General features: G+C 65.7%; 2 protein-coding genes. One reads left to right on the forward strand and one right to left on the reverse strand.

All coding sequences use genetic code 11. The features are described from left to right. The coding region (locus tag K6I34_RS37395; protein ID WP_229332462.1) for a helix-turn-helix domain-containing protein at positions 1-331 on the forward strand (331 nt) is incomplete at its 5' end. 75 nt (positions 332-406) lie between these two features. On the opposite strand, the gene K6I34_RS37400 is transcribed toward K6I34_RS37395, so the two are convergent. Next, complete coding sequence (locus K6I34_RS37400; RefSeq protein ID WP_229332463.1) at positions 407-844, reverse strand: SUMF1/EgtB/PvdO family nonheme iron enzyme; 438 nt, start codon at positions 842-844, stop codon at positions 407-409. Positions 845-1007: the final 163 nt, after the last annotated feature.

Raw genomic sequence — 1007 nt, forward strand, 5'->3', positions numbered from 1 at the left:
GTCCACCACCCTCGCCACCACCCGCGAGTGGGCCCTGCGCGGCCTCGACGACGACCTCACGATCCCCGCGCTCGCCGACCACGCCGGCGTCTCCCCGCGCACCCTGACCCGCCTGTGGCGCCAGGAAACCGGCGTCAGCCCCCACCAATGGCTCCTGACCGCCCGCATCAACCGTGCACGGGAACTCCTGGAGACCACCGACCTCCAGGTGGAACAGATCGCCACCCGATGCGGCCTCGGCAGCGGCGCCAACATGCGCGCCCGGTTCCGCGACGTCATCGGCGTCACGCCGACGGCGTACCGCCGGGCTTTCCAGCACCGGGCCGCCTGACGGCGCGGGGCGGGCGCGGGTACGAAGTGCCGGTTCGGACAGCGCCGGGGCTGAAGCCGGCAGGGGGTAGGGACGTCAGAGGAAATCACGTCTGCCTGGGAGTGTGGCGGTTACGCAGCGAAAGCCCGTATCTTCATCCTGCATGTCGGCCGACGCATCATTAAACGACGACGGGGCGGCTCGATCGAAACGGCTCGTGAAGGCGCTGCCCTTCAGCTCGAATCGGTCATGCTTGGTAGGCGTCGAACACCACTCCCACACGTTTCCGCACAGGTCGTAGACGCCAAACGGGCTGGCTCCACTCTGGTATCGACTCACAGGTGTTGTGTGCCCGATACCGGATTCACGGACGTTGCATTTGGCGGCTGTCGCGCCGTTTCCCCAAGGGTAGGCATCACCCATCGGTCCACGAGCTGACTTCTCCCACTGCTGGCTGGAAGGCAGCGCTTTACCGGCCCATGCGGCATACGCTTCAGCGTCATGCCAGGTTACCTCACACGACTGGGTGATCAAAGACGCTGTCCGGGCAGCGTCCTTCGGCGCCCCAGTGCTTAGCCTTGATCCACCGAGCGATGACCGGTCCAGGGCCTGGACATGAAGACGCGGATGCCCCTTGAACTGGGACGATGGGACTTCCTACGGTTCCATATCCACAGATCGAGAGAACATCCGCGAG

The organism is Streptomyces sp. UNOC14_S4 (genome assembly GCF_020740835.1).
Lineage (GTDB): Bacteria > Actinomycetota > Actinomycetes > Streptomycetales > Streptomycetaceae > Streptomyces.